Annotated in this window: 20 protein-coding genes and 7 tRNA genes; 16 read left to right on the top strand and 11 right to left on the bottom strand. The window is 69.0% G+C overall.

Features of this window, described 5'->3' with window-relative positions; all coding sequences use genetic code 11:
• Window positions 1-63 precede the first annotated feature (63 nt).
• Complete coding sequence (locus ACYVIO_RS03395; RefSeq protein ID WP_460649149.1) at window positions 64-1,254, top strand: Gfo/Idh/MocA family protein; 1,191 nt, start codon at window positions 64-66, stop codon at window positions 1,252-1,254.
• 113 nt (window positions 1,255-1,367) lie between these two features.
• Window positions 1,368-2,990: a phosphodiester glycosidase family protein gene (locus tag ACYVIO_RS03390; RefSeq protein WP_460649148.1), complete on the top strand. Its 1,623-nt coding sequence runs from the start codon at window positions 1,368-1,370 to the stop codon at window positions 2,988-2,990.
• On the opposite strand, the gene ACYVIO_RS03385 is transcribed toward ACYVIO_RS03390, so the two are convergent.
• Window positions 2,991-3,674, bottom strand: a complete 684-nt coding sequence (locus ACYVIO_RS03385; RefSeq protein ID WP_460649147.1) for a GntR family transcriptional regulator — start codon at window positions 3,672-3,674, stop codon at window positions 2,991-2,993.
• Window positions 3,675-3,826: 152 nt separating this feature from the next.
• Between ACYVIO_RS03385 and ACYVIO_RS03380 the strand changes: the two genes are divergently transcribed.
• Genes ACYVIO_RS03380 through ACYVIO_RS03345 form a run of 8 tightly spaced genes read left to right on the top strand, consistent with a single transcriptional unit; the run spans window position 3,827 to window position 15,118 of the window.
• Complete coding sequence (locus tag ACYVIO_RS03380) at window positions 3,827-6,610, top strand: UxaA family hydrolase (RefSeq protein WP_460649146.1); 2,784 nt, start codon at window positions 3,827-3,829, stop codon at window positions 6,608-6,610.
• An 11-nt stretch (window positions 6,611-6,621) separates the two neighbouring features.
• Window positions 6,622-7,512, top strand: a complete 891-nt coding sequence (locus ACYVIO_RS03375) for a fumarylacetoacetate hydrolase family protein (protein ID WP_460649145.1) — start codon at window positions 6,622-6,624, stop codon at window positions 7,510-7,512.
• On the top strand, window positions 7,509-8,963 hold the full coding sequence (locus ACYVIO_RS03370) for an aldehyde dehydrogenase (NADP(+)) (protein ID WP_460649144.1): 1,455 nt from the start codon (window positions 7,509-7,511) through the stop codon (window positions 8,961-8,963). Before ACYVIO_RS03375 ends, ACYVIO_RS03370 begins: the two co-directional genes overlap by 4 nt.
• On the top strand, window positions 8,960-10,828 hold the full coding sequence (locus tag ACYVIO_RS03365) for an IlvD/Edd family dehydratase (protein ID WP_460649143.1): 1,869 nt from the start codon (window positions 8,960-8,962) through the stop codon (window positions 10,826-10,828). Before ACYVIO_RS03370 ends, ACYVIO_RS03365 begins: the two co-directional genes overlap by 4 nt.
• Window positions 10,828-12,138, top strand: coding sequence for a nickel pincer cofactor-dependent isomerase, group 22 (locus tag ACYVIO_RS03360; protein ID WP_460649142.1), 1,311 nt, complete (start codon window positions 10,828-10,830; stop codon window positions 12,136-12,138). Before ACYVIO_RS03365 ends, ACYVIO_RS03360 begins: the two co-directional genes overlap by 1 nt.
• Window positions 12,135-12,995, top strand: coding sequence for a hypothetical protein (locus ACYVIO_RS03355; protein ID WP_460649141.1), 861 nt, complete (start codon window positions 12,135-12,137; stop codon window positions 12,993-12,995). The genes ACYVIO_RS03360 and ACYVIO_RS03355 overlap by 4 nt, the downstream gene beginning before the upstream one ends.
• Entirely contained in the window at window positions 12,995-14,359 is a 1,365-nt protein-coding gene (locus ACYVIO_RS03350; protein WP_460649140.1) for an FAD-binding oxidoreductase, read from the top strand. The genes ACYVIO_RS03355 and ACYVIO_RS03350 overlap by 1 nt, the downstream gene beginning before the upstream one ends.
• Before the next feature lie 54 nt (window positions 14,360-14,413).
• Complete coding sequence (locus ACYVIO_RS03345) at window positions 14,414-15,118, top strand: class I SAM-dependent methyltransferase (protein WP_460649139.1); 705 nt, start codon at window positions 14,414-14,416, stop codon at window positions 15,116-15,118.
• A 337-nt stretch (window positions 15,119-15,455) separates the two neighbouring features.
• On the opposite strand, the gene ACYVIO_RS03340 is transcribed toward ACYVIO_RS03345, so the two are convergent.
• From ACYVIO_RS03340 to ACYVIO_RS03305, 8 genes are all read right to left on the bottom strand, one after another.
• Window positions 15,456-15,543, bottom strand: a tRNA-Ser gene (locus ACYVIO_RS03340).
• 114 nt (window positions 15,544-15,657) lie between these two features.
• On the bottom strand, window positions 15,658-16,851 hold the full coding sequence (locus tag ACYVIO_RS03335) for an RtcB family protein (protein ID WP_460649138.1): 1,194 nt from the start codon (window positions 16,849-16,851) through the stop codon (window positions 15,658-15,660).
• Between the two features lie 27 nt (window positions 16,852-16,878).
• Window positions 16,879-16,970 (bottom strand) — tRNA-Ser (locus tag ACYVIO_RS03330).
• 101 nt (window positions 16,971-17,071) lie between these two features.
• Window positions 17,072-17,144 (bottom strand) — tRNA-Gln (locus ACYVIO_RS03325).
• Window positions 17,145-17,175: 31 nt separating this feature from the next.
• A complete protein-coding gene (locus ACYVIO_RS03320) occupies window positions 17,176-17,622 on the bottom strand; it encodes an HNH endonuclease (RefSeq protein WP_425827906.1) in 447 nt (148 codons plus the stop codon).
• A gap of 80 nt (window positions 17,623-17,702) precedes the next feature.
• Window positions 17,703-17,776: transfer RNA gene (locus tag ACYVIO_RS03315), tRNA-His, on the bottom strand.
• Between the two features lie 2 nt (window positions 17,777-17,778).
• Window positions 17,779-17,852, bottom strand: a tRNA-Arg gene (locus ACYVIO_RS03310).
• A 44-nt stretch (window positions 17,853-17,896) separates the two neighbouring features.
• A tRNA-Pro gene (locus ACYVIO_RS03305) sits at window positions 17,897-17,972 on the bottom strand.
• Between the two features lie 589 nt (window positions 17,973-18,561).
• On the opposite strand from ACYVIO_RS03305, the gene ACYVIO_RS03300 reads away from it, so the two are divergent.
• The 5 genes from ACYVIO_RS03300 (at window position 18,562) to ACYVIO_RS03280 (ending at window position 21,330) form a co-directional block, all read left to right on the top strand.
• Entirely contained in the window at window positions 18,562-19,341 is a 780-nt protein-coding gene (locus tag ACYVIO_RS03300) for an SDR family oxidoreductase (protein WP_460649137.1), read from the top strand.
• Between the two features lie 71 nt (window positions 19,342-19,412).
• Window positions 19,413-19,488, top strand: a tRNA-Thr gene (locus ACYVIO_RS03295).
• 175 nt (window positions 19,489-19,663) lie between these two features.
• The gene (locus ACYVIO_RS03290) at window positions 19,664-20,083 is read left to right on the top strand and encodes a hypothetical protein (RefSeq protein ID WP_460649136.1); all 420 of its coding nucleotides are present in this window, start codon (window positions 19,664-19,666) and stop codon (window positions 20,081-20,083) included.
• Window positions 20,084-20,236: 153 nt separating this feature from the next.
• Complete coding sequence (locus ACYVIO_RS03285; protein WP_460649135.1) at window positions 20,237-20,674, top strand: hypothetical protein; 438 nt, start codon at window positions 20,237-20,239, stop codon at window positions 20,672-20,674.
• A gap of 143 nt (window positions 20,675-20,817) precedes the next feature.
• Complete coding sequence (locus ACYVIO_RS03280) at window positions 20,818-21,330, top strand: peptidoglycan-binding domain-containing protein (protein WP_460649134.1); 513 nt, start codon at window positions 20,818-20,820, stop codon at window positions 21,328-21,330.
• Window positions 21,331-21,368: 38 nt separating this feature from the next.
• On the opposite strand, the gene smpB is transcribed toward ACYVIO_RS03280, so the two are convergent.
• Entirely contained in the window at window positions 21,369-21,848 is a 480-nt protein-coding gene (gene smpB, locus ACYVIO_RS03275) for an SsrA-binding protein SmpB (RefSeq protein WP_460649133.1), read from the bottom strand.
• Window positions 21,849-21,918: 70 nt separating this feature from the next.
• On the bottom strand, window positions 21,919-22,617 hold the full coding sequence (locus ACYVIO_RS03270) for a dihydrofolate reductase family protein (RefSeq protein ID WP_460649132.1): 699 nt from the start codon (window positions 22,615-22,617) through the stop codon (window positions 21,919-21,921).
• Window positions 22,618-22,651: 34 nt separating this feature from the next.
• On the opposite strand from ACYVIO_RS03270, the gene ACYVIO_RS03265 reads away from it, so the two are divergent.
• The gene (locus tag ACYVIO_RS03265) at window positions 22,652-25,483 is read left to right on the top strand and encodes an ATP-binding protein (RefSeq protein ID WP_460649131.1); all 2,832 of its coding nucleotides are present in this window, start codon (window positions 22,652-22,654) and stop codon (window positions 25,481-25,483) included.
• Window positions 25,484-25,535 lie beyond the last annotated feature (52 nt).

Here is a 25,535-nt window from a genome sequence, read left to right as displayed (position 1 = left end):
TCACACATTTCAACGTGCGGATATGTTCTTTCGTGGAACAAAAATGTGTGATTGCCTTGATCCATGAGCATCAGCATCGGTGTGGTCGGAGCCGGCCAGTTCGCCCCCTCGTTCCTGCGGTTGTGGACCGCGCACCCGGACGTCACGGCGGTCTCGCTGACCGACGTACTGCCGGAGCGGACGGCCGAGATGGCCGCGAAGCAGGGTGTGGAGGTCACCTACCAGTCGTTCGAGGACATGCTCGCCTCGGACGTCGACGCGGTGGCGATCTTCACCCAGCGGTGGCTGCACGGCGAGATGGCGATCAAGGCGCTCGAGGCCGGCAAGCACGTCTACTCGACGGTCCCGATGGCGATCGAGGCCGACCAGATCGCCCGCATCATCGAGCTGGTCAAGGAGACCGGCCTGACCTACATGATGGGCGAGACCAGCTACTACTACCCGTCGTCGGTGTACTGCCGGGACCGGCTCGCCAAGGGTGACTTCGGCCGGGTCTTCTACTCCGAGGGCGACTACGTGCACGACATGGACCTCGGGTTCTACGCGGCGTACCAGTACTCCGGTGGTGAGGACTGGAAGAAGACCGCGTCGTTCCCGCCCATGCTCTACCCGACGCATGCCGTCGGCAACGTTCTGTCGGTGACCGGGCAGCACGCGACGCACGTGTCCTGCGTGGGCGTGAAGGACGACCGCGGCGACGGGGTGTTCGACAAGTCGGTGAGCCAGTTCGACAACGACTTCTCCAACGCGACCGCGCTGTTCACGCTCGCCGACGGCGGTGTGATGCGGACGAACGAGATGCGCCGCGTCGGGTACCCGTCGCACATCCGCGAGTCGCGGCTGCGCGTCTTCGGCACGGAGGGCAGCTTCGAGCAGCTCGCCACCACCACGGTCTGGCAGACCAAGGAGGGCGTCGAGGACATCAGCCAGCTGATGGAGACCAAGCCGAGCGGCAACGCCGAGGATCTCGACAACGTGGACCCGGCGCTGCGGGACGCGTTCCTGTCCGGGCTGTCGCCAGTGCACGACCGGACCCGGCTGCCTGCCGAGTTCGCCGGGCTCCATAACGGTCACGAGGGGTCGCACCACTTCCTGGCCGACGACTTCGTCCGCGCGGTCGTCGACAAGGCGATCCCGCCGGTCAACGCGTGGGTCGCGGCGCGCTTCACGCTGCCGGGCATCTACGCCCACCAGTCGGCACTGCAGGGCGGCGTCCAGCTGGAGATCCCCGACCACGGCGACGCACCGGCCTGACCACTCAGCAGAAGGCCTCGACCACCTGGTCGAGGCCTTCTGCTCTTTCGCTGGCCGTATGTTCTTCACCGGGAGCGCTTGCGGGTGGTTGGCGGTTGACATAGGAACTACGTATGACCCTTCGCCGTACCGCCCTGTCCGGCTCCGCCCTCCTAGTCCTCTCGCTGGCCGCCGGTGGACTCGCCGTCGCCGCGCCCCCGGACCATTCCTCCGGCGGTCCGTCCGCTCGTCTGCCGCTGGGGCCCGCTGACCTGCCTGAGTCGCGGGTGAGTAGCACGCTGCTACCCGGTGTCACGTTGACCGAGATCACCCGTGGGCAGGCGGGGGCTGGCTCGTTCTGGACTGTCGAGGTGGCGATCCCGTCCAGCTCGCCGGATCCCGATGCGCCGGCGACCGCGCTGTCGGACAAGGCTGGGGCTGACGCGGCGTCCGCGAAGCTGAAGGCGGCCGGGTTGGATGCGCGGGTGGAGGACGTGCCGACGCCTCGACTGGCCGATGCCGGGGGAGGGAGCCTCGGGTGGCGGGTTCGGCTGGGGTCGTTCCCGACCAAGGCCGAGGCCGATGTGGTGCGGACGAAGGTGATCGCCGCCGGGTTGAGCGGGTCGAGCATCTACACCGGGTGGGACGGCGAGCCCGACGACATCAGTGGGTCGACCGGGCCGTGGAAGGTCCAGGTGCTGACGATCGACCCGAAGAAGTTCCGGGGGACGCTCGATGCGTCGTACGGGTTGGATCTGGAAGCACGCGAGACGACCAGCACGCTGGCGACGCTGACCGGTGCGACGGCCGCGGTGAACGCCGGGTTCTTCGTGCTCGACCCCAAGGCGGGTGCGCCGGGTGATCCCGCTGGGGTTGCCGTGTACGACGGCCGCCTGGTGAGTGAGCCGACGGCTGGGCGGCCCGCGCTGGTGATCGGCGCTCGGGGTACGTCGGTCGAGCGCTACCGGTGGCACGGTGAAGTCCGCGGGCTCGGGCGACCGCTCCCGCTCGACGGGCTCAACCGGGTCCCCGGTCTGATCCGCAACTGCGGTGGCACCACCGACGATCTCCCGACGGCCAAGCCGCTGCACGACGTCACCTGCACGGATGCCGACGAGCTGATCGCGTACGACGCGTCGTACGGCGTTGCGACGCCGAGCGGACCGGGCGCGGAGGCGATCGTGGACCGTCGCGGCGTCGTGACGGCGATCCGTACGGCGACGCGCGGTGGCGCGATCCCGGAGGGTGGGCGGACCGTGCAGGCGACCGGACAGCAGGTCGCGGGACTGCTCGCGGCGGCGAAGGTCGGCAAGCGGCTGGAGATCAAGGCCTCGCTGGTCGATGCTCGCGGCCACGATGTGCGGTTGGACCGGCGTACGACGATCGTCAACGGCGGGCCCGAGCTCGTCCACAACGGCCGGGTGACGGGGACGGTCAAGGCGGACGGGATGGCGCCGGCCGACAACCCGAGCTTCTACTACGGCTGGGTCCACAAGCGGAACCCGCGCACGATCGCGGGCGTCGACAACCAGGGCCGCACGGTGCTGATCACGGCCGACGGTCGTGGCGTCGGCAGCCTGGGCTTGGGGATCGGTGAGGCGGCCGCGGTCGCCAAGTCGTTCGGGCTGCGGGACGCGATCAACCTGGACGGCGGAGGATCCACCACGATGGTCGCCAATGGCAAGGTGTTGAACACGCCGTCGGACGCCACCGGGGAGCGCCCGGTTGGTGATGCCCTGGTGATCACCCCGCGGTAGTTACTGGTCGTAGATCCCGCGCAGCCGGATCGACATCGAGTTGATCAGGTGCTGCGTCATCGACGCTTCGGCGACGGCTGGGTCGCCGGAGCAGATCGCCTCGACGAGATCGCGGTGCTCGACGAGCACCTCGGGCCCGGTGTCGCGGTCGTAGTGCAGCCGGAAGATGTGCAGGTGGCAGTGGGTCCGTTCGAAGGCGAGGCGGACCTGGTCGCTGCCGGACAGCTCGGCGATCAGCGTGTGGAACCGGTTGTCGTGCGCGGTGAGCGACTTGTACCCGGCGTAGTCGACCGACGTCGGCTCGACGGCGGTCGACAGCTCGGCGGCGAGCCGCTCACGGCCGGTGTCGTCGATCAGCTCCGCGGCGCGACGGGCAGCCCAAGGCTCCACCAGCCGCCGGAACGAGTACAGGTCCTCGAACTCCTCGAGCGTCAGCAGCGGCGTCGCCCGGTACCCCTTGAGCGGCTCCTTGTCGGCGAGCCCCTCCGACTCCAGTCGCGCCAGTGCCTCCCGGACCGGCGTCGACGAGACCTGGAACTCCCGGGCGAGCCCGTCGATCGAGATCCGCCCGCCGGGCCGGATGGTGTGGTCCATCAGCATCGTCTTGATCGCCTCGTAGACGTCGTCCGCCAGCATCTGCCGGCGCAGCAGCCGCCGGTCGTGCGGCTCCAGGATGTCCGTCATCGGCCTCTCCACAGGGTGGTCCCGCCCTTGACCCAGCCTCGTCGATTAGGCAGGGTTACGGTCGTAATCATGCATCATGCACGATTTCAGGTCCGCCTGCTAGCGAAGCGAGACCAATGACAGAGTCAGCACCCATGGTTTTGGGAGAGGCGATGCTGAGGTTCGACGAGATCGGGGTCCTGCCGGAACCGGCGGACAACGCGGCGATCTGCTCCCGCCGGCTCGAGGCCGGGACGGTGATCGACTTCGACGGGACGCCGGTGACGCTGCCGCACACCGTGCTCGAAGGCCACCGGATCGTCGTACGGCCGGTCCGCGCGGGTGAGGCGATCACGTCCTGGCAGACGCCGTTCGCCCGTGCCCTGCGTGACCTCCAGGTCGGGGACTACGTCTGTACGCCGCCGAGCCTGGCTGCCGTCAGCGCGCGCGGTGTCGAGGGCCTGCCGGACGAGCCCTCCGCGAGCAACGAGCCGCTCGACCCGTACGAACTGGACGAGAACGCACTCACCTTCGGCAGCCAGGTCACCTCGGTCGAGCAGCCCGGCACCTTCCTCGGCTACCCGCGCGAGCAGGGCCCGGCCGGCACGCGGAACCACGTCGTCGTGATGGCGACCAGCTCGCGATCGAGCGGCTTCGTCACCGAGCTGGCCCGACGCTTCGACGGCGCGGCGGCGGGCGATGGCGTCGTACCGGTCGCGCACACCGAGGGCGGCGAGGACGGTACGCCGAACAACCTGCACTTCCTGCTCGCGACGCTGGCCGGCTTCGCGCTGAACCCGAACGTCGGTGCGGTGCTGATCGTGGACACCGAGGAGGACGTCGTCTCGGGGCAGGCGATCCGGGAGTTCGTCGCCGCGCAGGGATACCCATCGCTTCAGGTGCCGCATGCGTACTTCACGCGCGCTCGTGGGTTCGAGGCTGATCTGACCGCGGCGGGCAAGCTGATCGAGCCGTGGTTGCCGGTGGTCGACGCGCAGCAGCGGGTCGAGGTCCCGCTGGCCGATCTGCTGATCGCGCTGCAGTGCGGCGGGTCGGACGCCTTCTCGGGGATCTCGGCGAACCCGCTCGCGGGCAACGTCGGCGCCGAGCTGATCCGGCACGGCGGCGCCGCCGTACTGGCGGAGACCGATGAGCTGATCGGCGCCGAGGGGTACGTGCTGAAGAACGTCCGCGACCTGGGGACTGCGCGGCGCTTCCTGGAGCTCGTGCAGTCGTTCAAGGACCGGGTCGGCTGGCACGGGCACACCGCCGAGGGCAACCCGTCCGGCGGCAACATGTACCGCGGGCTCTACAACATCGTGCTCAAGTCGATCGGCGCCGCCCGCAAGCTGCCGCGCGAGGTCCGGCTCGACCACGTCATCGACTACGCCGAACCGCTGCCCGGCACCGGGTACATCTTCATGAACAGCCCCGGCAACGACCTGGAGTCCGTCGCCGGCCAGATCGCCAGCGGCTGCAACCTGATCTTCTTCACCACCGGCAACGGCTCGATCACCAACTTCCCGTTCGTCCCGACCCTCAAGTTCGTCACCACGACCACCCGGTACGAACACCTGCAGGCCGAGATGGACGTCGACGCCGGCCGCTACCTCACCGGTACGCCGATGGACGAACTCACCACGGACACCTTCGACCTCACCGTCCGCGTCGCCTCCGGCGAGCGCAGCGCAGGAGAACGCGCCGGCCACAGCCAGGTCTCCATCTGGCGCAACTGGCGCCAGTCAGGCCCCGTCGAAGGAATCTCCATCACCACCGACGGCCGCATGACCCGGAACCTGGAGGATCTCCCCGCAGAAGACCGCGACGCCCTCCTCCCGGGTCAGCCGCTGGCACCCGCCTCCGCCGCCCGCGCCGAAGGCGCAGGGCAGGCGTCGGGGGCGACCGGCCCCCTTACCCCTTCCCCCGCCCGCGCCGCAGGCGCGGGCGGGGTGCGGCTGCTGTCGGTGGACGACCGGCTGCTGCCGGAGGCGGTAGGCCTCATCCTTCCGACCAGTTTGTGTTCCGGGATGATCGCGCTCCGGCTCTCCGCGCAGGCGGAGCTGGAGAAGTGGGCCGGCGACTCCGTCACTCGGATGGTCGCCCTGCCGCACACCGAAGGCTGCGGAAGCTCCGGCGGTGCCTCCGAGGAGACCTTCGCCCGTACGATGCTCGGCTACCTGTTGCACCCGAACACCCGGATGGCGCTCCTCCTCGAGCACGGCTGCGAGAAGACGCACAACGACTACTTCCGGTCCAAGCTCGTCGAGGCCGGCGCGGATCCTTCGCGGTTCGGCTGGGCGAGCATCCAGGCCGACGGTGGGCTCGACGCGGTCGGCGAGCGGGTGCGCGAGTGGTTCGGGAGCTTCGACCTGCCGGCGCCTGCTGAGGTCGACGGGGATGTCGGTGCGCTGACCGTCGGGCTGGAGGCTCGTGGGGCGTTGAGTGACGCGACTGCTGAGGCTCTTGCATTGATTGGTGGAGAGATCGTCGGCTCGGGGGGATCGGTCGTGTTGTCCTCTCGGGGCGGACTACTTGAGAGCAAGGTGTTTCGGGCGGCGGCGTTCGGGTCCGCGGACGTGGTCGGATCGACCGTCGCGCACGGTCAGCGGTTCGTCGTACCGGGCTGGCACGTCATGCGGATGCCGGGAACGGACTGGATGGAGACCGCGACCGGCTTCGGCGCGGGTGGCGTCCAGCAGATCCTCGCGCACGTGGCCGGCGGCACCTTGTCCGCGCAGCGCTTCGTCCCCGTCGTCGAGTTCAGCAGCGACCCCGAGACCGTCGCGAAGTACGGCGACGACCTCGACGCCGTCGCGGCCGGTGACGCCGCCGACCAGGCGAAGACCGGCCTGGAGGCGATCGCCGCCGTCGCGAGCCGCCGGCAGGTTCCCAAGGCAGTTGCCTCAGGCAACGTAGGTTTCCAGATCACCCGCGGTCTGCTCGGGACGTCGATGTGAAAGGTGAATCCATGCACGTGGTCCGATTCCAGTCTCCCGGCGGCCGTCCGCAGGCCGGCGTCCGAACCGGTGACACGGTGGCACCGGTTCTCGGCGTCACCGACCTGGCCGAACTGCTCCGGCTGACCGCCGAGGAATTCCGCGCGGCGATGGCGAAGACCGGGGACGCGGTCCCGGTCGGCAGCGTGAAGCTGCTCCCGCCGCTGGACGGCCGCGGCGAGGTCTGGTGCGCGGGCGTCACGTACGAGCGTTCGCGCGGCGCCCGCATGGAGGAGAGCAGCCAGGAGGACGTCTACGACCGGGTGTACTCGGCCGAGCGCCCCGAGCTGTTCCTCAAGTCGCCCGCCTGGCGGCTCGTCACCGACGGCGAGCAGATCGGCATCCGGGTCGACTCCGGCCACGACGTCCCGGAGCCGGAGCTGGCGATCGTCGCCAACGCGCACGGCGAGATCGTCGGGTTCACCGTCTGCAACGACATGAGCTCGCGCTCGATCGAGGGCGTGAACCCGCTCTACATCCCGCAGGCCAAGATCTTCGCCGGCGGCTGCGCGCTGGCGACCGGGATCCGCCCGGCCTGGGAGGTCGACGACCCGAAGGACCTGACCATCGACCTGGTGATCCGGCGCGGCGACGACGAGGTGTTCACCGGTACGACGTCGACCGCGCAGCTGATCCGTGGCCTGCAGGACCTGATCGACGTGCTGTTCGTCCCGAACGACTTCCCGGACGGCGTGATCCTCGCCACCGGGACCGGAATCGTGCCCGAGCTCGACTTCGCGCTGCAGGCCGGCGATGTCGTCGAGATCGCGATCAGCGACGTCGGGACGCTGACGAATACGGTGGTTGTCGGACGTGAACCGTTCGCTTACCTGGCTACCGAATCTCTGGAGGAGAACCGATGACCCGCGACACCACTCCCGCTGAGCTCGAGCAGGCCCTGGCGGACGCCGCCGAGGCCGCGGCGCCGCTGGCGGCGTCGGCGCCCGCCGTACGGGCCGGGTGGATTCGTGCGGTCGCCGATGCGCTGGACGCCGCGTCCGACGAGCTGGTGCCGATCGCGCAGCGTGAGACGTCGTTGCCCGAGGCCCGCTTGAAGGGTGAGGTCGGGCGGAGCAGCGGGCAGCTGCGGATGTTCGCCGACGCGCTCGAAGAGGGCTCGTTGCTCGAGGTGATCATCGACACCGCTGACGCGGCCGCCAAGCCGGTGCCGCGGCCTGACCTGCGGCGGGTGCTGGTGCCGCTCGGGCCGGTACTGGTGTTTGCTGCGAGCAACTTCCCGTTCGCGTTCAGTGTGTGCGGTGGGGACACGGCGTCGGCGCTGGCCGCGGGGTCCCCGGTGATCGTGAAGGCACACCCGGGGCATCCCGAGCTGTCGGTGCGGACGGCCGAGGTGATGATCGAGGCGCTGACCGCTGCTGGTGCACCTGCTGGAACTTTGGGATTGATCCAGGGGTACGACGTGGGCGTGACGGCGCTGAAGGACGCGCGGATCACGGCCGCTGGGTTCACCGGGTCGGTGCCGGCGGGCAAGGCGCTGCACGAGATCGCGGTCACGCGGCCGGAGCCGATCCCGTTCTACGGAGAGCTCGGGAGCCTGAACCCGGTTTTCGTCACCCAGGCCGCGATCGATGCTCGGGGCAAGGACATTGCGAGCGGGTACGTCGGGTCGTACACGCTCGGCGTCGGGCAGTTCTGCACGAAGCCGGGACTGCTGTTCCTGCCGGCCGGGCACGGGCTGCAGGAGCAGCTCGTCGAGGCAACCGGCGGAGTTGCTGCGGCGACCATGCTGAACGAGCGGATCGCCGAGGGGTTCTCGTCCGGGCTCGACCGGCTGCGCAAGGTCGACGGGCTCCGGGTGTGGAGCGAGGGCGGCGGCGCGACGTTGCTGCAGACCACTGTCGGTGAGCTGCTCGCGCGATCGGACGAGATCCTCGAGGAGTGCTTCGGGCCGGTCTCGATCGTCGTCGAGTACGCGTCGGTGGATGAGTTGGTCGCGGGCATCGAGGCCTTCGGCGGCAACCTGACCGCCACGCTGCACGCCGAGGACGCAGATGCCGAACTGGCAGCCCGTCTCCTCCCGCTGCTCACAGCCCGCGCAGGCCGCGTGCTGTGGAACGGCTGGCCGACCGGCGTCGCCGTCTCCTGGGCCCAGCACCACGGCGGCCCGTTCCCGTCGACCGTCGGCTCGATCCACACCAGCGTCGGCGTCACCGCCGCCCGCCGCTTCCAGCGCCCGGTCGCGTACCAGGACACGCCTGACGCAGTTCTCCCCGCCGTACTCCAGGACAACAACCCGGCCGGCATCAGCCGCCGAGTGAACGGGACCGTGACAACCGCGGAGGTTTCTCGATGACCGACCTACCCCCGACCAACGACCCCAACGACATCGATCCCCCAAGTGTTGATGTTGCTGGTGAGCCCACTCCGGAAAAGACTGGAAGACCTGCTGGGGAAGAGCCTGGTGGTCCTGATGGCCACACCGGTCGGCGGAGTTTTGATCACTGGTTCGGGGAGAAGGACCGGAACGGGTTCATTCACCGATCCTGGATGCGGGCTCAGGGGTTCTCGGACGAGGTGTTCGACGGGCGTCCGGTCATCGGGATCTGCAACACCTGGTCCGAGCTGACGCCCTGCAACGCTCACCTCCGCCGCCTCGCGGAGTCGGTGAAGCGTGGAGTCTGGCAGGCCGGCGGGTTCCCGTTGGAGTTCCCGGTGATGTCGCTCGGCGAGACCATGCTCCGCCCGACCGCGATGCTGTTCCGCAACCTGCTCAGCATGGACGTCGAGGAGTCCCTGCGCGGCAACCCGATCGACGGTGCGATCCTGCTGACCGGCTGCGACAAGACCACGCCGGGCTCGATCATGGGCGCCGCGAGCGTCGACCTGCCGACCCTCGTGGTGACCGGCGGCCCGATGCTGAACGGCAAGTTCCGCGGCTGCGACATCGGCTCCGGTACGGCGGTCTGGCGCTTCACCCAGGACCGCAACGCCGGCCGCATGTCCGAGGAGGACTACGCCGCCGCCGAGTCCGGCATGTCCCGCAGCAACGGCCACTGCATGACGATGGGTACGGCGTCCACGATGGCCTGCATGGCCGAGGCACTCGGCCTGCAGCTCACCGGTTCCGCAGCGATCCCGGCCGTCGACTCCCGCCGGTACTCGATCGCCCAGCAGGCCGGCCAGCGCATCGTCCAGATGGTCCACGAGGACCTGAAGCCGAGCGACATCCTCACCCGCGACGCCTTCGCGAACGCCGTACGGGCGAATGCCGCGATCGGCGGTTCGACCAACGCGGTCATCCACCTGCTGGCGATCGCCGGCCGCGTCGGCGTCGAGCTGACGCTGGACGACATGGACGAGTGGGCGCGCGGCGTCCCGTGGCTGGTGGACCTGCAGCCGTCGGGCAAGTACCTGATGGAGGACTTCTACTACGCCGGCGGCCTGCCCGCGGTGATGAAGGAGATCCTGCCGCTGCTCAAGGCCGACGCGATCACCGTGACCGGCAAGAGCATCGGCGAGAACGTCGCCCGCGCGGAGCGCACCGACTGGAGCGGGCAGGAAGGCGAGCCCGCGCATCCGGTGATCCGCCCGGTCGGCAACCCGCTCGGCAGCGGCGCGGGAACCGCCGTACTGAAGGGGAATCTCGCGCCGGACGGTGCCGTCGTCAAGCAGTCGGCGGCGTCGGAGCGGTTGCTGCAGCACCGTGGCAAGGCGTTGGTGTTCAGCAGCATCGAGGAGTACGACAAGGCGGTCGACGACCCGGATCTGGATGTCGACGAGGACACCGTGCTGGTGCTGCAGAACTCCGGGCCGCGTGGCTACCCGGGCATGCCGGAGGTCGGCAACATGACGATCCCGCGCAAGCTGGCGGAGATCGGCGTCGACGACATGGTGCGGATCTCGGACGCGCGGATGAGCGGTACGGCGTACGGGACTGTGGTCCTGCACGTCACGCCTGAGGCGGCTGTCGGTGGGCCGCTGGCTCTGGTCCGCACGGGCGACTGGATCGAGCTCGACGTGCCTGCGCGCCGGCTGCACCTGGACGTGTCGGACGAGGAGCTCGCCAAGCGCCGAGCCGACTGGCAACCGCCTGCGGCGCCGACCGGTCGCGGTTGGGCGAAGCTGTACGTCGAACACGTCACCCAGGCCAACCAGGGCTGCGACCTGGACTTCCTGATCGGCAAAACCGGCTCCGCCGTCGCCCGCCAGAGCCACTGATGAACAGTTGGGGACCGTTCGAAGCCATCCGTGGGCTGCGACCTGAGGGCACTCTTCCTCAGGTCACGCCCGTCCGGCGGTTGATGCCTGATCTGCCGTTGGAAACAGATCCGTACGGCGCGGCGCGGGTGGCTCTGGACGACATGCCGACCGAGATCCAGCCTGGTGCGCGGATTGCCGTGACTGCGGGGAGCCGGGGAATCAAAGACCTGGTTCCGGTGGTGAAGGCTGCTGTGGACTGGTTGCGGGCGGCCGGTGCCGAGCCGTTCGTCGTACCGGCGATGGGCTCGCACGGCGGCGCGACCGCGGACGGCCAGCGCGAGATGCTGGCCGGCCTCGGCGTGACGCCCGAGTCCGTTGGTTGCCCCGTCGAGGCAACGATGGAGACCGTTGTCATCGGCAAGCTCGACGACGGCACCCCTGTGCACCACGATGCACTCGCCGCCGCGGCGGACGGCGTACTGCTGGTCAACCGGGTCAAACCGCACACCGACTTCCACGGACCCGTCGAGAGCGGTCTCGCGAAGATCCTCGCGATCGGTCTCGGCAACCACCGGGGAGCGGCCGCGCTGCACGCCGGCGGCATCCCGTCACTCGGCGGCGCGATCGAGGCCGCCGCTCGCACAGTGGTTGCTGAAGGCAAGATCATCGGCGGCCTGGCGATCCTCGAGAACGCCGTCGACAAGACCGCGGCGGTCGAGTTCGTCCCGGCCGACGGCATCGGAGCCGCCGCCGAGAACGCCTTACTGCAACGCGCCGGCAGCCTGATGGGCCGGCTCCCGTTCGACCAGCTCGACGTACTGGTGGTCGACGAGATGGGCAAGGACAAGTCCGGCACCGGCATGGACACGAACGTGATCGGCCGGTGCTGGGTGCACGGGATCCCGGAGTTCGACTCGCCGCAGATCGCCGCGATCAGCGTCCACCGGCTGTCGGAGGCCTCGCACGGGAACGCGTCCGGGCTCGGCATGGCCGACGTGATCCCGGCCCGGATGCTGGAGCAGATCGATCTGCACGCGAGCTACGTGAACGCGCTGACGTCGGGTGCCGGTGGAGCGCGTCGTTCGCGGTTGCCGATGGTGCTGGAGGACGACGCGGCCGCCGTACTGGGTGCTGTGACGATGAGCGGACGGCGGGACTGGTCGGAGCTGCGCCTGGCGCGGATCCGGGACACGTTGTCGCCGCACGAGTTGCTGGTGTCGCCTGCGCTGCTGGTGGAGGCAGGCGATCGGTTCGACCTGGAGATCACCGGGACAGCGCGGGACCTGACCGACGCGTCGGGCTCGCTCGGGAGCTGGGGAGAGGTATGAGGCTGCAGGAAGCACACGCGTTGCTGGCCGAGCGAGGATTCGGCGCGGCCGGCGACTCGGACAAGCGGTTCGCCGACGGTACGCCGTACAAGGTGGAGATCCCGAGCTGCGAGGGTCCGGCCGTGATGCGGGCGGTGCTCGAGGAGGCTGCCACGCGCGGGGTTCAGGTCGACCGCATCTCGCAGGGCAGCGGCGTGATGATGCTGACCGACGACGAGATCCGTGAGATGGTCGCGCTCGGCGAGGCCGAGGGCGTCGAGGTGTGCCTGTTCCTCGGGCCGCGCGGCTCGTGGGACATCGGCGGGCAGGCCAAGGTGTCGGCCGCGGTCGGTGGGGTTGCGCGGGGCAACGACATGGTTGCCGCGTCGCTGTGTGACGCGTACCGGGCGGTCGATCTGGGCGTGCGCAGCCTGCTGGTCGGCGACCTCGGGGTGCTGGAGCTGATCGGCTCGTTGAAGCAGGACGGATCGTTGCCTGCGGATCTGGTGCTGAAGACCTCGGTTCTGATGCCGTTGCCCAACGCACCGACTGCTGCTCTGTACGAGAGGCTCGGGGCAACGAGTCTGAACGTCTCGACCGACCTGCCGGTGCCGGTGCTGGCCGAGATCCGGTCGGTGACGTCGGTGCCGATCGACATGTACATCGAGGTCCCTGATGACCAGGGTGGGCACGTGCGCTTCTACGACGTACCGGACGTCGTACGGGTTGCTGCGCCGGTGTACCTGAAGATGGGGCTGCGGAACGCGCCGAACATCTACCCGGTCGGCGCGCACCTGGCCGCGACGGCCGAGGCACTCGGTCGTGAACGGGTGCGACGGGCGTCGTTGATTCTGAGGTTGCTGGAGGAGCAAGGCTGATGGACAAACTGGTCGACCGGCTCAAGTCTGCGGTGGAGTCGGTGGTTGTCGACCCCGACGTCCTGGAGACCCATCGGCAGGACGCGGCGACGTTCTGCACGGCCGGCGTGCCGCTGGTGCTGGTCCGGCCGTCGTCGACCGCTGAGGTGCAGGAGGTTGTCCGGGCGGCCGGCGAGTACGGCGTACCGATCGTGACGCAGGGCGCGCGGACCGGCCTGTCCGGCGCCGCGAACGCGATCGACGGCTGCATCCTGCTGTCGACCGCCCGGATGAACCAGGTGCTCGAGGTCTCCGTCGAGGACCAGGTCGCCGTCGTCCAGCCCGGCGTGATCAACGCGGACCTGTCCCGCGCGGTGCTCGAGCAGGGGCTGTTCTACCCGCCGGACCCGTCGTCTTGGGAGATGTCGACGGTCGGCGGCAACATCGCGACGAACGCGGGCGGGCTGTGCTGCGTGAAGTACGGCGTGACCGGCGACTTCGTCCGCGGGCTGGAGGTCGTGCTCGCGTCCGGCGAGGTGATCCGGACCGGGCGCCGAACGGTGAAGGGCGTCGCGGGTTACGACCTGACACACGTCATCGTCGGGTCGGAAGGCACGTTGGGCATCGTCACCGAGGCGACGCTGGCCTTGCGGCCGGCGCCCGAGGCTGCTCTGACGGCGGCCGCGACGTTCTTGTCCATCGAGGAGGGCGTCGCGGCCGCTGCCGCGGTGATGGGTTCCGGTCTGCGCCCGTCGCTGCTCGAGTTCATCGACGGCATCACCGCGCGGGCGATCCAGGACTACCGCGACATGGGCCTGCCGGCCAACGTCGGATCGTTGCTCCTGGCCCAGTCCGACCGCGGCCCGCGCGCCGCCGAGGACGTCGCCGCGATCGCCGAGATCTGCACCGCCCACGGCGCCGTCGACGTCGCGGTCGCCTCGGACGCGGAAGAGTCCGCGATGCTCCTGGAGGCCCGCCGCCTGGTGCACTTCGCGAACGAGAAGCTCGGCACGTCCCTGATCGACGACGTCGCCGTACCGCGCTCGCAACTGGTCGCGCTGCTGCACGGAATCGATGCCATCAGCAAGCAGTACGACGTACTGATCGCTTGTCCCGGTCACATCGGCGACGGCAACATGCACCCCACCGTCATCTTCGACCAGGCCGATCCGGCTGCTGAAACTCGCGCTCTGGCGGCCTTCGGTGCGGTGATGGACCTGGGACTGGCGTTGGGCGGCACCATCACCGGCGAACACGGCGTCGGCAAGCTGAAGCGCCAATGGCTCGCCCAGGAGCTCGGACCCGTCGGGCTGCAGTTGCAGCGCAACGTCAAGGCCGCCTTCGACCCGCAGGGCCTGCTGAACCCGGACAAGCTGTTCCTCTGATGGCGAACGCCGCCCCGGGTGAGTCTCGGGGCGAGCGCCGGTACGTTTTTGAGCATGACGACTTCCGCACGGTACGACGAAGTGGCCGACTACTACGCCGCCGGCTGGAGCGACGACCTCAGCGACCCGACGACCGTCGACCTGCTCGACCTGCTCGGGCCGGTGGCCGGCCGCGAGGTGCTGGAGATCGCCTGCGGGCACGGGCGGGTGTCGCGCGGGCTGGCTCGGCTGGGCGCTTCCGTTGTCGGCGTCGACCTGTCCTCGGCGATGCTCGCCAAGGCGGCCGAGGCCGAGGCTCGGGATCCGTTGGGCATCACGTATCTGCAGGCTGACGTCGCCTCGCCTGATCTCCTGGCAGGCAAGACCTTCGACGCCGTTCTGTGCAGCTTCGGGCTGTCGGACATCGACGACCTCGGCGGCACGCTCGCCACCGTGCGGCGAGTCCTGCGCCCGGGCGGTGTCTTCGCCTTCTGCATCCTGCACCCGTGCTTCCCAGGAGTGGATGGGGTCTCCGGCGCCTGGCCGAGTGACGGTTCGTACTACGACGAGCGCTGGTGGCAGGCGGACGGCTCGCTGTCGACGCTGCGCCAGCAGGTCGGGGCCAACCACCGCACGCTCTCCACGTACCTGAACTCCCTGCGCCAGCACGGTTTCACCCTCGACACCTTCGCCGAGCCGGAGCCGGCCATCGACGCCGACTCGCCACGCGCCGCGATGACGTCGTACCCGGTCTTCCTCGTCGCGCGGGGCGTCGTCTAGGTCTCCCTGCCTGGAGTCGAACCAGGTACCTGGCCTTCGGAGGGCCGGGTGTGCATCCGTCACCAAGGAGTCGTGCGGCGGCCGCGGTCGGCCGCCGTACTGGTTACTCGTGGACCACGACCACGCGGACCCAGTCCGCGCAGTCGGCTTCGCACCAGACGTGATCGCCTGCGTGCGCGATCCGATCGCGCTGTGTGTGCCCACAGGCGAGATCGATGCGCCGGAGCGCGTGACCCTGCTGAACCGGAGCACCGGTCCTGCCACCGGGAATCTTGCGTCGCTTGTTCCTGAGGTCGGCCATGGCCGGTCCTCCTCTCTTTCGGTTGGTTGTTTGGAGCGGTGAGAGCGAGATTCGAACTCGCGGACCGGCCGAACCGGCCGACGGTTTAGCAAACCGCTGCCCTTGCCATCAGGCGGACCTCACCCCGGCCCGGCCGCCGTGCCCCCACGGCGGCCGGGCTCTCCGGTGCCGCCGGCGGTTCCGGCGGCGAGCTTGTCGGACTGTCGCGTCCCCTGAGCGCGACAGTCCGTCGTACGGACTAACCCTTCACACACACCACCTGCTTGAGGTGGGCAACGACCTCCACCAGGTCGGTCTGTGCCGCGATGACCGACTCGATGTCCTTGTACGCCGCCGGCAGCTCGTCGAGCACGCCCGCGTCCTTGCGGGACTCGACGCCGGCGGTCTGGGCGATCAGGTCGTCGACCGTGTAGCGCCGCTTGGCCTCGTTCCGGCTCATCCGCCGGCCTGCACCGTGCGAGGCCGAGTAGAAGGACTGCTCCGAACCGAGCCCGCGGACGACGTACGAGCCGGTGCCCATCGACCCCGGGATCAGCCCGAGATCACCGAGCCCCGCCCGGATCGCGCCCTTGCGGGTGACCAGCAGCTCGAGGTCGTCGATCGTCTCCTCCGCCACGTAGTTGTGGTGGCACGAGATCGGCTTCTCGAACGTGAGCTGGTGGTCGAACGACTCCCGCACGGCCTGCATCACCAGGGCGAGCATCACCGCGCGGTTGCGCGACGCGTACTCCTGCGCCCAGGTCAGGTCGCGCCGGTACGCGTCCATCTCCGGCGTACCGGACAGGAACACGGCCAGGTCGCGATCCGGCAGATCGGCGTTGTGCGGCAGCGCCTTCGCGATCCGCATGTGCCGCTCGGCCAGCTCCTTGCCGATGTTGCGCGACCCCGAGTGCAGCATCAGCCAGACCCGGTCGTCGTCGTCCAGGCAGACCTCGATGAAGTGGTTGCCTCCACCGAGCGAACCCATCTGCTGCTGCGCCTTCTTCTCCCGGTCCTGCACTCCGTCGTGCAGGCTCGAAAACGCACCCCAGAAGGTGTTCCAGCCGCGGTCGAGCCCGAGCTTGCGCACGCTCACCGCGTACTCGTGGGCTCGGAACCCGACCGGTACGGCGGCCTCGATCCGGCTCCGGATCTTCGACAGGTCGTCCGGCAGGTCAGCGGCGGTCAGCGACGTCAGCACGCCCTCCATGCCACAGCCGATGTCCACTCCGACCGCGGCCGGTGACACCGCCTGCTTCATCGCGATCACCGAGCCGACCGTCGCCCCCTTGCCGAGGTGCACGTCCGGCATCACCCGGACGCCGTGCACCCACGGCAGCGCCGCGATGTTCCGCAGCTGCTGCAGCGCCTGCGCGCCGACCTCGTGCTCCTGAGCCCACATCAGAGTGGAGCTCTTCGCCCCACTCAGCGCGACCGGGTACTGCATGTTCATCTCCCCACTCCTTCGTGTCGTTGTCCGCGGCAGGAGAGGGACTCGAACCCTCACGCCCCGTCGAGGGACCGGCCGTTTTCGAGACGGCTGCCGTTAGGCCGAGCTCGGCTTACCCTGCCTGACGTGGAGATCCCGGGTGTCGAACCCGGTGAAGCGACCATGCGAGAGTCACCCGCGTGCCGACGCGATCCCCGGACGGCGCGATCTGTACGCCGTACAGCTGCCAGGGCAGGGCTCGAACCTGCGGGACCTCGGGTCAGAACCGAGGGTGGGACGCCGTCGCCCACCTGGCACCGCTCCGACCGGGCACCAGTGGGGCTCGGATCAGAGGGCTATCTCCGCACGGGAAGGGATCCAGGGCTGCCACAGCAGCGGCATCCCGGCTTCCTCGGGGGTACGGCACCCCTTCTTCTCGTTGCACGACGCGTGCGCGGCGACCGCGTTCAGCCATTCGCCGCGACCACCGCGCGACCGTGGAACCACGTGGTCCATCGTCGTCGCGCCGGGCTTGCCGCAGTACGCGCAGGTGAACTTGTCCCGCTTCAGGACTCCGGCCCGGGTGTACTGCAACCGGCCGGTCGCGTAGCGCCACTTGGTCACGACGTACCGGACCAGACGCAGGACACGCGGCAAGGGGAACGGACCGATGCTGGCGCCGTCGTGCGCTTCCTCGACGACTGCGACCTCCCGGACGAGCATCCGGATGGCGTGCTGGATCGACACGACGTGGAGCTGCTCATATGAGGCATTGAGCACGATGACACCGCTCATGGTGGTTCCTCCTCTCTCCAGTGTGCCCGACAGTTGGTTGCCGGGTCGGTTGAATCGGTACGTCGTTACTGCGCGGTCAGGGTGTCCGGCGGGGCTCGAACCCGCTTTCTCCGGGGTCACGTCCCGGTGCATCGCCCGCTTCTGCTTCGGACACAGCACGCCCGGCAGGATTCGAACCTGCAACCTCCTGCTTCGTAGGCAGGTGCTCTCTCCGGTTGAGCCACGGGCGTATGGGGCGCCCGCTCGGCCGGTAGCAGAGCTTCCCGCGGGCGCCTGGTCGAGCTGGAGAGATTCGAACTCCCGATGTCCTCATCCCAAATGAGGTGGCCTGGCCACTGGCCTACAGCTCGGCATTAAAAGAATGCAGATGAAATTGTCAATAATACGAATCCCCGACCGTGGTCGGAGCGAAGTTGTTGCAGGTTGTCGCAGGCAACAAAAAAGCCGCCCTGATCGGGTTCTCCCCCGACGGGCGGCTGCTCGCTGATCGCTGTCGATCAGTCGGGCGGGCCGCCGTACGCCGGGCTCAGCACTGCACTGAGCTCATAGCGGTGGGAGTTCGAGGTCAGGGGTCGCAGGCAGAACAACGGGCTGACGCCCCGCTGAATCTTCTGCATCGTCCCGAACACTTCGTACTCCCTGATGGTCGTGGTTGGCTTGCGGGCACAAGTTTCACCCATGGCTCGTAGCTACGTCAATGCATTTCCCGGCGAATTTATTCCACCGTGCTTTTCGACGGTGTTCGCGCGGGGATGGTTCCGGCGAATGTGGTGCCGCCTCGCGTCCCGCGTCCTGCCCTCGCGCCCCGCGACCCTGCCCCCGCGCCCCGCGACCCCGGCTCCGCCGACCCCCACCGACCCCGGCTCCGCCGCCCGCTGACCCCGGCTCCGCCGCCCCCGGCTCCGCCGACCTGTCGGTGCCGTGTGCTTGCCTGGACCGATGACTGTTCTCGTACTCGGATCCACCGGTTCGACCGGACGCCGCGTCGCCGACCAGTTGCGCTCCCGCGACATCGCCGTACGCGCTGCCTCCCGCGCAGGCCCCGCCGTCTTCGACTGGACTCGTCCAGACACCTGGGCCGCCGCCCTCGACGGCATCACCGCGATCTACGTGATGGCCCCCGACGGCGTACCAGTCGACCCAGCCTTCATCACCCAGGCCACAGAGGCCGGCGTAGAACGCCTGGTCCTCCTCTCGACCATGCACCCCGAGGAAATCGGCGACGACCGCCTCATCGCCGCCGAGACGACCGTCCGCAACTCAGGCGTCGAGTGGACCGTCGTCCGAGCCCACTGGTTCAACCAGAACTTCGACGAAGGCTTCTTCCTCCCCTCCATCCAGGCCGGCCGCCTGGTCGTCCCACTGGCCGACCAGCGCCAAGCCTTCGTAGACGCCACCGACCTCGCCGCCGTAGCCGTAGAAGCGCTACTAGGTGACGCCCACCACACCCAAACCTACGAAGTCACCGGCCCCGAGGCCCTAACCTTCGCCGAAGCCTGCGCCATCATCTCCACCACCACCGGCCGCCACATCGAGTACGACGGCACCCCCAAGGCCTACCTAGCCACCCCAGGCGCCACGGAGGAAACCCTCAACTTCTTCCTCAACCAACTCTCCCTAGGCGACTCGGTCCCCACAGACACCGTCCAACGCCTCACAGGCCGCCCCGCCACCCCCTTCCGCACGTACGCCGAGCACGCCACCCCCGCCTGGACCTGAGCGCGTCCCCAATCCGATTCGGCTTCCCCCGCCCCTTCCCGCTACACTCTTCCTCGGCCCTCCGGGGCCACGCCGCCTTAGCTCAGTCGGCAGAGCGTCTCACTCGTAATGAGAAGGTCGTCGGTTCGATTCCGACAGGCGGCTCCACACAAACCCCCAGGTCAGAGGCAACTCTCCGACCGTGGGGGTTTTGTATTTCCGGAGGCCGTCGGGTTCGGGGCCCCCGAGAGGCCCCCGGTCTGTTCGGTCACCTTCTAGTCGCCTCCCGAAGGCTCTGGTCGTGCAGATGGCTGGCTGACGACCAGGATGGGAGACTGCCGCCATGCCCGATGCCGTGCAGGTCAGCCTGACCACCGAGGAGCGAAGGTTCCTTCTGAGAGGGCTTGGTGAGTGGGGAGGTCCCGCTCGATGCACCGACCAGCTCGCGATCGGGATGGGGTTCGAAGGTCGGGACCAGTTCGACGTAGATGTTGAACGTCTTCGGGAGGCGCTGAAGGCTGGAGAGCCGTTGTCGATCGAAGATTGGCGGCGCGTCCTGCTGGCGACCGAGGTCGCGTTCGTCAGCGATGTTGTCGGCTCCGGGTTGGACTGGTCGACGACGACAGGGATCTCGGACGCTGACAGCATCGGCCGGCTGCGGAGCATTCAGCGCAAGATGCCGCGTTGGCGCCCAACGTTCCAGTTCACCGTCGACGAACAGGGCGACGTCGTGATCAGCGAGCCCGAACGCCCGCACGGCTAGCTTGAACCTGCTGGACGCAAGGCCCCTCAGAAGATTCGCTTGCCGGCGGATCCATGCAGCTCGACCGCGTCGGGCTGGAAGGTCGCTTCGATCGGGCCGTCCGGCAGGTCGAACGGAACTGGATAGAACGTGCCGCTTCGCTAGCATCGCCGGGTGGCAGTGACAGCGTCTGGGGTGTTTCGGCGTACGGCGATCGAGCGGGCGGATCAGCGGGTCTCGTGGGAGCGGACGGATCAGGCGTTCTTCTCGAGCGGGGCGTGTCATGTGCTGGCCTGGACGTGCCGGGATTTCTATCCCGATCAGGAGATCGCCCTGGCGGCGATGTACCTGGGTGACTTCGAGCATCCGCTGCACGTGTACGCGCGGTGGGGCCCGTGGGTGTTCGATGCGTCGGGCTGGAATCTCGAGTCCGAACTCCTGCAGGTCAACAGCGACTTCGAGGGTCTCCCCGTCCGCGAGGTGGAGACGATCAGCAGTGGCCTTCGGGAGTTCTGTGAGGCGCACGTGCATCGGCAACCGCATCAGTACTGGGCAGATCCGACCGAACGTGCACGCGCCCACGTGAGCCGGTACGACCCGCCCTGGCTCTAGGCGCTTCGCCCCTAGCAGGCCCTGAGCGGCCGTTGCGGGCCGGCGGTACGGGTCGAGTACGGGCAGCGGATTGAGGGTGGTGGGGCATACCGTCGCGGCACGTCCGGCGGGCAGACCCGAGGGACCACATCTCTGGAGGATCGGTGAAGACACGCGTTCTGAGCGCCGTGGTGGGAATCGCGGCGCTGCTCGGTGGACTGTCGGTGGCAGGTCCGGCGCAGGCCAGTGGCAGCTACACGGGCCGAGCCTATGTGGCCGGTTCCGGGAGCATCTGGAACGACTGGACCGACGAGGGCGTGGTGAACGTCAGCGTGCACCGGTCCTCGAACGCCACCTGCCTGTGGCAGGCGATCCTCTGGGCCAACGGCTTCCTGTCGAAGAGTTCGATCGACGGCATCTTCGGTGACCAGACAGCTGCCGCGACGCGGGCGTTCCAGCGGGCCGAAGGGCTGTCGCCGGACGGTTCCGCGGGGCGTCAGACCTGGACCGCCGCGGGCGGGATCTCCCACACCGTCGACGCGTCCGGCTGGGTCAACGGGGTCTACTCCGGTCCGAAGAACGGGTTCGACGTTCGGCGCAGCGGCGCCGGGAACTACCAGTTCAACGTCGGCAGCGGGTGGAAGTGGGCTTCGTACAACTCACGGACCTGCAGCTAGGTCCCGCGCAACCCCGGACTGATCGTACGTACCGGCGATCAGTCCGGGCGGCCCTTGAGGCGGCGTTGGAGGACTCGTTCGGTTTCTCGGGTTGCTTCGCGTTCGGCCAGGGCGTGGCGTTTGTCCCAGGTCTTCTTGCCTTTGGCGAGGGCGATCTCGACCTTCGCGCGGCCGTCCTTGAAGTACAGGCTGAGCGGGACGATGGTCAGGCCGCTCTCGTTGACCTTGCGTTCGATCTTGTCGATCTGGGCGCGGTGCAGCAGGAGTTTGCGCTTACGGCGGGAGCCGCCTTCGAACCAGCGCGCCTGGGAGTACTGCGGGATGTGTACGCCGTGCAGCCAGATCTCGCGGTCCTCGATCTGGGCGAAGCCGCCGATCAGGGACGCGCGCCCGGCGCGGAGGCCCTTCACCTCCATGCCCTGCAGCACGATGCCCGCCTCCCAGGTCTCGCCCAGCTGGTACTCGTGGGCAGCCTTTCGGTTGCGCGCGATCACGGGGTTGGCCTCGGGCTTCTTCACACCCCGATTCTGCCTCGGCTGCCGGACGTCCGCGACATCTTTGCGGCCGTACGGCGTACGACGTACGACGTCAGGCGGTGCGGTTGCGGTCGTACAGGAGGCACAGGGCGCCACCGTCGGCTTGGGTGGAGTCGGTGAGGGTCCAGGAGCCGGGGGCGGTCGTCTCGTCGAAGAGGCGGTTGCCGCCGCCGACCAGTTCGGGGCACAGCGTGATCGAGAGGCGGTCGAGCTCGTCGGCGGCGAGGAGGGCGCGGATGACGCTCGCGCTGGCCAGTACCACGATGTCGCCGCCGGGCTCGCGGCGTAGTTCCTTGACCGTGGTCACCGGGTCGGAGGCCGCGATGCGGCTGTTCTGCCAGCCGGCGTGCTCGAGCGTGGTCGAGAAGACGACCTTCTCGACGTCGTTGAGCCAGCGCGAGAACTCCCGGCTCTGCGCCGGAGCGGACTCGTCGTCGGCGACGGTCGGCCAGTAGCCACCGAAGCCCTCGAAGTTCTTGCGGCCGAGCAGGGCGGTGGTGGCCGGTCCTGTCACCCGGTTCATGTGGTCCAGGGCGACGGCGCTGACTGCGTGCGGCGCGATCCAGCTCATGTCGTAGTCCCCGCCCGGACCGTTGACCCGGCCGTCGAGCGAGAGCGAGATGTTGCCGACGACAGTGCGGTGGGTGTTGCTCATGGTGGGTTCCTCCTGTGGTCCGGGCCGGGTGGCTCGGTCGATGGCTCCACTCTCGTCGTCGACACCGGCCCGGGTCGTCACCAGATCTGATGACATCGGCCGCGATCCTGGGCGGTGCGACGATGACGCCATGACGACCACAGTCATCAGCCCGGTGCTGGTGGGCCGGACCGATGAGCTGGCCAGTATTCGAGCAGCGTACGACGGTTCGCGGGCGGGCGAGTCGGTGACCGTGCTCGTGTCCGGTGAGGCCGGGATCGGCAAGACGCGCCTGGTCGCGACAGCGATCGAGCAGCTGCCCGGCGACCCGCTCGTGCTGACTGGCGGCTGTCTGGAGCTGGGCGCCGGCGGTATGCCCTGGGTGCCGTTCGTCGCGGCGATGCGGGGCCTGCTGCGCGAGTGGGGTCCTGACCGGTTGCGGACCGAACTGCCGGACGACGGTACGGCGCTGGCGCAGTGGTGGCCGGAGCTTGCGTTGCCCGAGGCCGGCGGTGGTCAGGTGCGGCTGTTCGAAGAGGTGCTCGCGCTGCTCGGCCGGGCGGCGCGGCACCGGCCTGTGGTGCTGCTGATCGAGGACCTGCACTGGTCCGACGCGTCTAGCCGGGAGCTGTTCGTCTACCTGGCCCGCAACCTGGCCCATCGCGCCGTACTGCTGCTCGGCACGCTTCGCTCCGGTGAGCTGGCTCCCGGCCACCCGACCCGGCAGCTGCTCAGCGAACTCGGGCGACGGGCCGACGTCGTCCAGCTGGAACTCGAACCGCTCGGGCGACGGGACATCGCCGCGTTGCTCGCCGCGATCGAGCAGCGACCGGCCGACCCGGTGGTGAGCAGCGAGATTCACCGGCGCAGCGGCGGGAACCCGTTGTTCGCCGAGGCGATCCGGGTGTCCGGCGAGGCGTCGTCGGCCGGGCTCGAATCGCTGCTGCTCGATCGGGTGGCCGACCTGTCGCATCAGGCGCAGCACGTGCTGGCGTTGATCGCGGTCGCCGGCGGCAGCGTCACGGACGAGCTGCTCGCGGATGTGGTGGACGGATCCGTCGACGAGGCGGTCCGCGAGCTGGTCGGGCGGCACCAGGTCGTCGTACTGGAGGAGAGCTATGCGATCCGCCACGCCCTGATTCGCGAGGCGCTGTACGCGTCGTTGCTTCCCGGTGAGCGGCGGCGGCTGCACGGGCGCTTCGCGCGGGCGATCACGGCGCGGGGGTCGTCCGATGCTTCGACGGCGGCTGCGCTGGCCGAGCATTGGACGGCGGCTGGTGAGTCGGCGCTGGCTTTGGCCGCGGCCTGGAATGCGGCGCAGGCTGCGCAGAGGCAGTACGCGTACGACGAGCAGCTGAATCTGCTTGGTCGGGTGCTCGATCTATGGTCCGAGACCGAGGATCCGGCCGCGCTGGCCGGCGTGAGTCGGGTCGACGTACTGGCTGTTGCGGTCGAGGCCGCGCATGCGACCGGCCGACCTGTCGTCGGGATCGGGTATGCGACGGACGCGGTGTCGGAGCTCGATCCGGCGGCGGAACCGGCGCGCGCGGCGTGGTTCCTGGGGCTGAAAGGCCTGCTGCGCAACCGGGTCGACAACAGTGGGCTGGCCGAGTTGAGCGAGGCGGCGGATCTCGTGCCGGCCGGGTTGGACGACGAGTTGCGTAGTCGCCTGCTCTCGTGGCTCGCGTTCGTGCTTTGTGTGGAAGGGGTTCGGGACGATGCGTTGAGCGCGGCTGAGGAGGCGTACGCGATCGCGGAGCGGCTCGACGACGACGGTCTGCGGGCTCCGGCGCTGCTCGTGCTCGGGTGGGGCGAGGATCGTGTTGGTGAGGTGGATGCTGCGCTCGAACGGTACAGCGCGACGCGGGAGGCCGCGGCGCTTTCCGGTGATCATCAGATTCATCTGACCGCGGCGCAGTGGGAGGGGTTGATGCTGACCCAGTTCGGGCGTCGGCGGCAGGCGGTTGAGGTGACGCGGGCCGGTCAGTTGGAGGCTGAGCGGCTGGGGCTCGTTCGTGCTCGGGGGAGCATGCTTGCGCAGAACCGTGCGTACGCGCTGTTCCACCTTGGGCGGTGGGACGAGGCGTTGGAGGTGGTCGACGACGCGCTGGCCGATGGGCCGCCGCCGCGTTTCGCTGCGGCGCTGCGGTTCGTGGTTGCGCAGATCGCCGTACGGCGTGGTTCCTTCGAGTACGCCGAAGAGCTGATCTCGGACGCCGAGCAGACCTTTGGTGATCGGCGGCCGGCGGCGTTCAAGCCGATTCTGGCGGCGCTGCGGGTGGTGCTGGCGTCGTCGCGGGGTGATCTCGCGACGGCCGCGGAGTTGCTGGGCGAGCAGCTCGACGAGGTCGCCGGACAGGGGGTGAGTGCGAAGTACGAGGCGTCTTGGCTTTTGCTGGCGGGTGCGCAGTACACACAGTTGGCGTCGGTGGGGGTGTCGATGGAGGGGGTGCGCCGGGCGCTGGCGCCGACCGCGTCGCGGTGGCCGACGATCGCCGCCGCGCTGTCGATCTCCGAGGCTGCCGAGAGTGGGTCAGTGCTTGTGTGGGAGCAGGCTGTGGCCCGGTGGCGCGAGCTTGGCGAACCGTACGAGTTGGCGTGGGCGCTGGCTGGGAAGGCCGTCGCGGAACTTGCGGTGGGCAACAAGGTGGGTGCCCGTGAGTCGTTGACCGCGGCCGGTGATCTGGCCGCTGACCTGGGGGCGACCCCGCTGGCCGATCACGTCGCGAAGCTGTCGGGGCGCGCCGGGCTTGCGGTTGCCGCGGCTGCTCCTGCGGCCTTCGGGCTTACGGCCCGGGAGCTGGTCGTCCTGCGGACGCTGGCGCGCGGGCTCTCGAACGCGGAGATCGCGCGGGAGCTGTTTGTCTCGGGCAACACGGTGGCTACGCATGTCGCGCGGATCCTGCGGAAGCTGGCCGTCAAGACCCGCACCGAGGCCGCTGCGGTCGCGCATCAGCACGGGCTGCTCACCGAGGACGCCTGAGCGTCGTACGAGGGCTGGGAAATCCGGTGACGGCAAGGTGTTGTTGCGACGA

This window comes from Kribbella endophytica (assembly GCF_054781295.1).
Note: the sequence above shows the minus strand (reverse complement) of the source record. Positions and strands in the feature narration are given on the sequence as shown.

Bases quoted from the DNA above. Each gene is read 5' to 3' on its own strand.
- ACYVIO_RS03395 (WP_460649149.1), top strand. From the start codon at position 64: ATGAGCATCAGCATCGGTGTGGTCGGAGCCGGCCAGTTCGCCCCCTCG.
- ACYVIO_RS03390 (WP_460649148.1), top strand. From the start codon at position 1,368: ATGACCCTTCGCCGTACCGCCCTGTCCGGCTCCGCCCTCCTAGTCCTC.
- ACYVIO_RS03385 (WP_460649147.1), bottom strand. From the start codon at position 3,674: ATGACGGACATCCTGGAGCCGCACGACCGGCGGCTGCTGCGCCGGCAG.
- ACYVIO_RS03380 (WP_460649146.1), top strand. From the start codon at position 3,827: ATGCTGAGGTTCGACGAGATCGGGGTCCTGCCGGAACCGGCGGACAAC.
- ACYVIO_RS03375 (WP_460649145.1), top strand. From the start codon at position 6,622: ATGCACGTGGTCCGATTCCAGTCTCCCGGCGGCCGTCCGCAGGCCGGC.
- ACYVIO_RS03370 (WP_460649144.1), top strand. From the start codon at position 7,509: ATGACCCGCGACACCACTCCCGCTGAGCTCGAGCAGGCCCTGGCGGAC.
- ACYVIO_RS03365 (WP_460649143.1), top strand. From the start codon at position 8,960: ATGACCGACCTACCCCCGACCAACGACCCCAACGACATCGATCCCCCA.
- ACYVIO_RS03360 (WP_460649142.1), top strand. From the start codon at position 10,828: ATGAACAGTTGGGGACCGTTCGAAGCCATCCGTGGGCTGCGACCTGAG.
- ACYVIO_RS03355 (WP_460649141.1), top strand. From the start codon at position 12,135: ATGAGGCTGCAGGAAGCACACGCGTTGCTGGCCGAGCGAGGATTCGGC.
- ACYVIO_RS03350 (WP_460649140.1), top strand. From the start codon at position 12,995: ATGGACAAACTGGTCGACCGGCTCAAGTCTGCGGTGGAGTCGGTGGTT.
- ACYVIO_RS03345 (WP_460649139.1), top strand. From the start codon at position 14,414: ATGACGACTTCCGCACGGTACGACGAAGTGGCCGACTACTACGCCGCC.
- ACYVIO_RS03335 (WP_460649138.1), bottom strand. From the start codon at position 16,851: ATGAACATGCAGTACCCGGTCGCGCTGAGTGGGGCGAAGAGCTCCACT.
- ACYVIO_RS03320 (WP_425827906.1), bottom strand. From the start codon at position 17,622: ATGAGCGGTGTCATCGTGCTCAATGCCTCATATGAGCAGCTCCACGTC.
- ACYVIO_RS03300 (WP_460649137.1), top strand. From the start codon at position 18,562: ATGACTGTTCTCGTACTCGGATCCACCGGTTCGACCGGACGCCGCGTC.
- ACYVIO_RS03290 (WP_460649136.1), top strand. From the start codon at position 19,664: ATGCCCGATGCCGTGCAGGTCAGCCTGACCACCGAGGAGCGAAGGTTC.
- ACYVIO_RS03270 (WP_460649132.1), bottom strand. From the start codon at position 22,617: ATGTCATCAGATCTGGTGACGACCCGGGCCGGTGTCGACGACGAGAGT.
- ACYVIO_RS03265 (WP_460649131.1), top strand. From the start codon at position 22,652: ATGACGACCACAGTCATCAGCCCGGTGCTGGTGGGCCGGACCGATGAG.